The organism is Parabacteroides sp. AF17-28 (assembly GCF_003479205.1).
Lineage (GTDB): Bacteria > Bacteroidota > Bacteroidia > Bacteroidales > Tannerellaceae > Parabacteroides > Parabacteroides acidifaciens.
In genome coordinates, this window is the sequence record NZ_QUGV01000049.1 from 1 (window position 1) to 8,492 (window position 8,492).

The following is an 8,492-nucleotide window of genomic DNA, read 5'->3' on the forward strand; positions in this document are numbered from 1 at the left end:
CGTACGGTTTTGAAGCCGAGTTGGGGCAGCGATGCCCCCGCTCAGGTAAACTACCACCGTATCCTGAAGTGCTTTGTGCTCATAGACCTGAAACGTGGCGAAATTGAGCACAACGATATTGGGCAAATGAATATGTATCTGAACTATTTTAAGAAAGAAGAAAATACGGAAGGTGATAATGAACCGATAGGAATTGTTCTTGGTGCATACAAAGACAAAGTGTTGATTGAATATGCTACACAAGGCATTTCAAACCAACTGTTTGTGAGTCGATATCAACTCTATTTACCCGATAAAAAACAATTGCAAGATGAATTGCGTAAACTGATGGATTATTTGTGAACTACCGAAATATCTGTACCTTTGCAAAACGGCCTTATAAAAATAAAATAATCGCTTATGATTGCAATGGTTATGACTGCTTGTACAGGGCAGGAGGCTGAGATGGCGGAAGCTGCTCAGGATAAATTTAATTATGTAGTGGATCAGTTTGCTGATCTGCAAATACTGCGTTATCAGGTTCCGGGGTTTGAGGCCCTTTCATTAAAACAAAAACAACTATTATATCATTTGTCGGAGGCGGCTTTGATGGGGCGGGATATCCTGTTCGATCAGAATTGCCGTTATAACTTGCCGATCCGTAGAACACTGGAAGCTATATATAAAGGATATAAGGGCGACCGGAAGGAACCGCAGTTTATCGCTTTGGAAACGTACCTGAAACGGGTTTGGTTTGCAAACGGCATCCATCATCACTATGCGGAAGACAAGTTTGTGCCCGGCTTCACTCCTGAGTTTTTCCGGAGTTGCGTGGAGCAGGTGGAGGTGTCGGAACTTCCACTCGCAGAGGGACAGACGGTTGGACAGTTTGTTGCCGGGATCAGTCCGGTGATTTTTGACCCGGAAGTGATGCCAAAACGCTCGGTTCAGAGCGGCGATGCCGACCTGATTCAGGTTTCTGCCAATAATTATTATGGCGAAGGTGTTACCCAGAAAGAGGTGGAAGATTTTTATGCGGAGATGAAAGCCGGAAAAGATACCGTTTCCCCGATTTCATACGGGTTGAACAGCCGCCTGGTGAAAGAGAACGGTAAGCTTGTCGAAAAGGTCTGGAAAGTGGGCGGCCTGTATTCACCGGCAATTGAAAAGATCGTGTCGGAATTGCAAAAAGCGGTTGCCTTTGCTGAAAACGAAGCGCAGAAAGCAATCATCGAAAAACTGATCGAATATTATCAGACGGGCGATTTGAAAACGTTTGATGCCTATTCTATTTTGTGGGTGGAAGACACGGTTTCGGATGTCGACTTTGTAAATGGTTTTATCGAAACATACGGTGACCCGTTGGGAATGAAAGCCAGTTGGGAATCGACCGTGAACTTTATAAATAAAGAAGCTACGAAGCGGACGAAGGTGATCAGCGATAATGCACAATGGTTTGAAGATCATTCACCGGTGGATAAACGTTTTAAAAAAGAAAAAGTGAAAGGTGTCAGTGCGAAAGTGATCACTGTTTCCATGTTAGGCGGTGACTGCTATCCGGCCACTCCGATCGGCATAAACCTGCCGAACGCAGATTGGATCCGGCGCGACCATGGCTCCAAGTCCGTGACGATCGAGAATATAACGGAAGCCTACGACAAGGCTTCGCAGGGGAATGGCTTCAGTGAAGAGTTTGTCTGGAGTGATGCGGAGCGTGAGATGTTGAAAAAATATGGTTTCATTACAGATAACCTGCATACCGATTTGCATGAGTGCTTAGGGCATGGTTCCGGCAAGCTCCTTCCCGGTACTGATCCGGATGCTCTGAAAGCATATAGTTCTACGTTGGAAGAAGCGCGTGCCGACTTGTTCGGTTTGTATTATCTGGGCGATGCCAAGTTGGTGGAACTCGGACTTGTCCCGGATGCGGATGCCCATAAAGCTGAATATTATAAATATATCATGAACGGCCTTATGACACAGTTGGTGCGCATCGAACAGGGGAAGAATGTGGAAGAGGCCCATATGCGCAACCGCCAGTTGATTGCCAAATGGGTATATGAAAAGGGGAAGGCGGATCACGTTGTCGAGTTGAAACAGCGCGATGGCAAGACATATGTGCTGGTAAATGATTATGCCAAATTGCGCGAGTTGTTCGGATGCCTGTTGGCGGAAGTGCAGCGTATCAAGAGTGAAGGCGATTTTGCAGCGGGGAAGAAACTTGTGGAAGATTATGGCGTAAAGGTCGATCCGGTTCTTCATGCCGAAGTGCTTGAACGGTATGCCAAACTCAATTTGGCACCGTATAAGGGATTTGTGAATCCGGTGATGAAAGAGATAAAGAGTGATACAGGTGAAGTAACGGACGTCGTACTGGATTATACTGAAGGTTATGCCGATCAGATGTTGCGTTACAGCACGGAGTATTCATTTTTACCGTCTTACAATAAATAATAAATGTATGCTGCGAGATGAATTGAAAGAGATAAGAACGCAATTACGCCTGGCGATGAATGGTGTGGTTTCTACCAGTATGCGCGAGAAAGGCATCGTGTATAAGTTGAATTTCGGTGTGCCTCTGCCTGAGATCAAGCAGATCGCGGCAATGCACAAACCGGATTCCGAGTTGGCGGAGGCCTTATGGAAAGAGGATATTCGCGAGTTTAAAATACTGGCCTCTCTCTTACAGCCGGCAGACGAATTCTCATTCCAAAAAGCAGTGCAGTGGGTAAAGGAAATCCCCTATTTGGAGATTGCTGAACAGTGCAGTCATAATCTGTTTCATAAGTTGGCCGATGTGGAAAATCTGCTGCTTGGGCTGATTTTTAATGTGAAAGACGAATATGCGCGTACGGTGGCTTATCTTGTCTGGGCTGAACTGTTTAAGGAAGGAAAGGAACTGATCGCACCGGTGAGGGCGGCGTTTATTGTCGAATGTATGCGTACGGTTGCCTGGACTGATTTCGGGGCCTCCTTCAAGGAAAAGCAGGCTGCGGTGAAGGCAATGAAATTTTACGGAAGACAGTCGGCTGGCCAGGCCCGGCAAATTTTGACCGGCTTCGACGAGTTTCCCGAATTCATGAAGACACCCGAAGGGCAGGAAATCTATAATGATTTAAAATTTGAATTTGAATATTCCCGTTAAGGCTTTGCGTTTAAAATAAATGCGCTAACTTTGTCGGTCGCGTGGAGTCGCAACTTGAATATGGATGCAAAAAAATACACAGAGATGCAAGATATGTTCACCATGTATCTTGCTGAGAAAAAACTACGAAAGACTGAGGAACGATCTGTGATACTGGAATGTATATGCAGTTTCCCCGGCCATTTCGATATGTGTATGCTCCATCAGAAACTGGAGGGAATGAACTTTCATGTAAGCCGGGCTACTCTTTATAATACACTTGATGTGTTGGTAGACAGTGGTTTGATTATCCGTCATCAATTGATGTCGCAGTCTATGCAGTATGAGTTACGGATACTGGCCGAGACACATTCGCACTTGATCTGTACCAAATGCGGGGCTATCCGGGAATTGAAAGATGCAACATTGAAAAAAGATGTGGATAACTTGAAGATATCCCGTTTTTCTCCGGAGTATCATGCGCTTTACATTTATGGCGTGTGCAGTAAATGTAAATACCGGCTTCAACGGAAGAAGTAAGAATATTAACAGCCTATAATATAAAAAGATGAAAGTAGATGTTTTATTAGGATTGCAATGGGGTGACGAAGGCAAAGGTAAAGTTGTCGACGTGCTGACTCCGAACTACGATGTCATTACTCGTTTTCAGGGTGGGCCCAATGCAGGACATACTTTGGAGTTTAACGGCGAAAAGTATGTATTACGTTCTATCCCTTCCGGTATTTTCCAGGGAGGAAAGGTAAACGTTATCGGTAACGGTGTCGTACTGGATCCGTTATTGTTCCAGCAGGAAGCGGAAGCGCTTGCCGCAAGCGGTCACGATTTGACCAAACAACTGTGTATCTCCAAGAAAGCTCATTTGATCCTGCCTACTCACCGTATATTGGATGCTGCTTACGAAGCTGCTAAGGGGTCCGGTAAAATCGGTACGACCGGCAAAGGCATCGGCCCGACTTATACAGACAAAGTCAGCCGTAACGGTTTGCGCGTTGGTGATTTGCTGCATAACTTCGACGAAAAATATGCTGCTGCAAAAGCAAGACATGAAGCGATTCTGCGTTCTCTGAATTATGAATATGATATTACGGAACTCGAAGCACAGTGGTTCAAGGCTTTGGACTACCTGAAACAGTTCCGCCTGATCGATAGCGAACATGTTATCAATAATTATCTGAAAGAAGGTAAATCTGTTCTGGCCGAAGGTGCACAGGGCACGATGCTGGATGTCGACTTCGGTTCATATCCGTTCGTGACCTCTTCCAATACGATCTGCGCCGGTTGCTGTACCGGTTTAGGCGTTTCTCCGCGTAACATCGGCGATGTGTATGGTATCTTCAAAGCCTATTGCACACGCGTGGGTAGTGGACCGTTTCCGACAGAGTTGTTCGACGAAACAGGCAAAAAGATCCGTCAGATCGGCCACGAATATGGTGCGGTAACCGGACGTGAACGTCGTTGTGGCTGGATTGACCTGGTGGCTCTGAAATATGCTATCATGATCAACGGCGTAACGAAACTGATCATGATGAAGAGCGATGTGCTGGATAGTTTTGAAACGGTAAAAGCTTGCGTTGCCTACAAGATCAATGGTGAAGAGACAACCGAGTTCCCGTTTGAAATCAACGAGGGTATCGAACCTGTATATGTAGAACTGCCCGGTTGGAATGCCGATATGACAAAGATGCAGAGCGAAGACGAATTCCCTGAAGAGTTTAATGCTTATATCTCATTCCTGGAAGAAGAGCTGGAAGTGCCTATTAAAATTGTTTCTGTCGGCCCTGACCGCGAACAAACAATTGTCAGATATACGGAAGAATAAGACCTGAAAATAATACAAAATGGCAGAAGACCACATCCCGGAAGGGTGTTCTCCTGCCATTTTTGTTTTTGGCAGGCTTTTTGTTCTATGTTATTTAGTATAACTATATAAATTAGAAGAATATGAGCATGTATTGGATTATATTTATCGGTTTCGCCCTCCTTAGTTGGTTGGTTTCTTCCCGGCTTCAGAATAAGTTTGAGAAGTATTCCAAAATACCTATGCCGAATGGCATGACCGGTAAGGATGTTGCAGAGAAGATGTTGCATGATAATGGTATTTATGACGTGAAGGTGATTTCGACGCCCGGACATTTGACAGACCATTATAATCCGGCTAACCAGACAGTCAACCTGAGTGAATCGGTTTATTATAGTAATAGTATTGCGGCGGCAGCCGTTGCGGCTCACGAATGCGGACATGCGGTTCAGCATGCTACGGCGTATGCGCCTCTGCGTATGCGTTCGGCGTTGGTCCCGGTCGTTAGTTTTGCCTCCAACATCATGACGTGGGTATTGTTAGGAGGAATGTTGTTGTTGCATTCTTTCCCGCAGTTGCTGCTTTTCGGTATTATCCTGTTCGCCATGACAACGTTGTTCAGTTTTATCACGTTGCCGGTTGAAATTAATGCCAGCCAGCGTGCCCTGGCTTGGTTGAGCAATGCCGGGATTACAAATGCCTATACGCATGATAAGGCTGAAGATGCTTTACGTTCAGCCGCTTATACCTATGTGGTTGCCGCTTTAGGTTCGCTCGCTACATTATTATATTATATAATGATCTTCCTGGGAGGAAGGAGCAGGGATTAGTATTAATAAGTAAAACAGGAAAAGTATAGGAGAGGAACTGAACCTCTCCTTTTGTATTTATAGATGTTATTCCTTTCATTCTTGAACCATTTGTTTATTTTTATTGATTTGTGTAAGGGTTAGGTTTTAGCGAGAGGGGAATAGTAATCATGTCACATTGTGTGTTTTATTAGTCAAGAAATTGTTTGCCTTTGTAAAAAAAACGTAAAAGCATAAGGGGATGAAAAAAGAGGAGAGTGCAATAATAAGTCATTTTATTCTGTATCAGAACAGTTTTTTTTCAATTATTGAAAAATTGAAAGATGGTTATCGGAATGGACGGTTTAAGGACTGGAAAGGATTTATTACAATAAATGGGCCAGTCGTTTTCCAGCCTGAAATTTTGTTTGTTGGAATAAATCCGGGGCCTGGGCTTTATAATGAAATAAACTGCAATGATAATGGAAATCGGGTACCGTTTCGAATCTTGAATGGTGTTGGCAGTTACTACCGAGATGAAAGTGTATTTCCTTTGAGAAAACCAATATATCGTTCAGATGGTAAAACTATTGCATTGGATTGGTTTATAAAAAGTAATTATAGAGATGAAAGTGCTTGGTATGGACTGAAGACGAAGCCTGGAAATAACTTTGTTGGAAATATGATCAAAATCATATGCAAAGTAGCGTATGGCTTAGGAAAAGGTGAATTAAAAAAAGGAGTGAAGCCTGAATGGTATGATACTTTCGGTAAACAGATAATGTTTCTGAATGTATGTCCATTTGCTACCAATAATTTAGCTCAGCTCAATCTGCTAAAAAAAGAATTGGGGGTTGACGAATGGAAGGATATTGTAATGCCGATAAGAGTTTTGGTCAAAGATTTTGTTAAGCCTAAAGTAATCGTATTCGCAGGTGTGGCGGCATATAATTATTTTATGTGGGAGGATAAGGGAAATAAGATATTTGATATCCCTGTAATTGTAATAGACAGAAAGCGTGGCTATAATTCGGAAGAAAATTTGTCGGGTATTGCCTCTGAAATTGTTGAGGCATTGAGAAAATAAACCTTCAATGAATGGGGGGGCTTTAGATTTTTCTTTATCGGATGAGGTGTTTAACTGAAGATTCGGTTTAGATATGTATTTAAAGTTTGGCACAGCTTTTTTTACTAACTTAGTAGATAAACTTCCATATTCCTGTAAAAGCATTACCTTTGCAATTAGAATAATAAATTAAAGAAATATGCAAAAGCCGTCTATCCCGAAAGGAACAAGAGATTTTTCGCCTGAAGAAATGGCGAAGCGTAATTATATATTCAATACGATTCGTGAAGTTTATCATCTGTACGGGTTTCAGCAGATTGAGACTCCGGCTATGGAGAACCTGTCTACTTTGATGGGAAAATATGGTGAAGAGGGTGATAAGCTGCTTTTCAAGATATTAAATTCCGGTGATTGCTTCTCTGGTATTACAGATGAAGAACTGTTGGAACGCAATGCCGTGAAGTTCGGCGTGAAAGCTTGTGAAAAGGGGTTGCGCTATGACCTGACGGTTCCTTTCGCCCGTTTTGTGGTGCAGCATCGCAATGAGATCACTTTCCCTTTCAAGCGATATCAGATACAACCCGTTTGGCGTGCCGACCGTCCGCAGAGAGGCCGTTACCGGGAGTTCTACCAGTGTGATGGCGATGTCGTAGGTTCCGATTCGTTGGTAAACGAAGTGGAACTGATCCAGATAATGGACGAAGTGTTCCGCCGTTTCGGTATTCGTGTTTGTATCAAGATGAATAACCGTAAGATTCTTTCTGGTATTGCCGAAATTATCGGGGAAGCGGATAAGATTGTCGATATTACGGTTGCTATAGACAAGCTGGATAAGATCGGGTTGGATAACGTGAATGAAGAACTTCGTTCTAAAGAATTATCCGAAGATGCGATAGCACGTCTGCAACCGATCATCATGCTGAAAGGGACAAACCGTGAAAAGCTGGCAGTGCTGAAACAGGAGTTGGCTGCATCGGAAATAGCGATGAAAGGTGTTGCCGAAATGGAATTTATCCTGGATCGTATCGACAAGTTGCCGTTGAAAGCTGAACTGGAACTGGACCTGACACTGGCTCGCGGCTTGAACTATTACACCGGAGCAATCTTTGAAGTAAAAGCGTTGGATGTCCAGATCGGAAGTATTACCGGTGGCGGACGTTATGACAATTTGACCGGAGTGTTCGGCATGGATGGTGTTTCGGGGGTCGGTATTTCATTTGGCGCAGACCGTATCTTCGACGTATTGAACCAGTTGGATCTTTATCCTGCCGATTCTTTGCAGACAACGCAGTTGCTGTTTGTGAACTTCGGAGAAAAAGAGGAAAACTATTTGCTGCCGTTGATCTCGAAAGTCCGTGCAGCCGGTATTCGTACGGAGTTATATCCCGAAGCTGCCAAGATGAAAAAGCAGATGGGGTATGCCGATACTAAAAAGATCCCGTTTGTCGCCATTGTCGGAGAAAACGAAATGAATGAAGGCAAGATCAACCTGAAAAATATGTTGACAGGCGAACAGAGTCCTGTCACTATAGAAGAATTGATCGGACAATTCTGAAAATAACAGAAAGAAGTGAGAGGGGCAAAACTCACTTGTCCCCGCGCTTGACGCGGGGCCGCAAAAGGACAAGTTTTAGGCAAACGTCTATACAGTCGATTCTGATGCGATCCCGCGTCAAGCGCCATAGCCGTCAAGCTAATGTCTCTAAATAGCAAAAA

Annotated in this window: 8 protein-coding genes; all 8 read left to right on the forward strand. The window is 43.9% G+C overall.

All coding sequences use genetic code 11. The features are described from left to right. Window positions 1–342, forward strand: a 342-nt coding sequence (locus tag DWW90_RS20100) for a PDDEXK nuclease domain-containing protein (RefSeq protein WP_122346261.1), incomplete at its 5' end; no start/stop codon positions are given. A gap of 57 nt (window positions 343–399) precedes the next feature. After that, on the forward strand, window positions 400–2,433 hold the full coding sequence (locus DWW90_RS20105) for a dihydrofolate reductase (protein ID WP_122346262.1): 2,034 nt from the start codon (window positions 400–402) through the stop codon (window positions 2,431–2,433). A gap of 7 nt (window positions 2,434–2,440) precedes the next feature. Beyond that, the gene (locus DWW90_RS20110) at window positions 2,441–3,124 is read left to right on the forward strand and encodes a DNA alkylation repair protein (protein ID WP_122346263.1); all 684 of its coding nucleotides are present in this window, start codon (window positions 2,441–2,443) and stop codon (window positions 3,122–3,124) included. 60 nt (window positions 3,125–3,184) lie between these two features. Further along, window positions 3,185–3,643 (forward strand): Fur family transcriptional regulator, encoded by a 459-nt coding sequence (locus DWW90_RS20115; protein ID WP_115500640.1) that lies wholly within the window; start codon window positions 3,185–3,187, stop codon window positions 3,641–3,643. Window positions 3,644–3,671: 28 nt separating this feature from the next. Next, entirely contained in the window at window positions 3,672–4,943 is a 1,272-nt protein-coding gene (locus DWW90_RS20120) for an adenylosuccinate synthase (RefSeq protein WP_115500616.1), read from the forward strand. Window positions 4,944–5,065: 122 nt separating this feature from the next. Beyond that, complete coding sequence (locus DWW90_RS20125; protein WP_115500617.1) at window positions 5,066–5,752, forward strand: zinc metallopeptidase; 687 nt, start codon at window positions 5,066–5,068, stop codon at window positions 5,750–5,752. 220 nt (window positions 5,753–5,972) lie between these two features. Next, window positions 5,973–6,797, forward strand: coding sequence for a hypothetical protein (locus tag DWW90_RS20130; protein ID WP_122346264.1), 825 nt, complete (start codon window positions 5,973–5,975; stop codon window positions 6,795–6,797). A gap of 178 nt (window positions 6,798–6,975) precedes the next feature. Then, window positions 6,976–8,331 (forward strand): histidine--tRNA ligase, encoded by a 1,356-nt coding sequence (gene hisS / locus DWW90_RS20135; protein ID WP_122346265.1) that lies wholly within the window; start codon window positions 6,976–6,978, stop codon window positions 8,329–8,331. The last annotated feature ends 161 nt before the right edge of the window (window positions 8,332–8,492 follow it).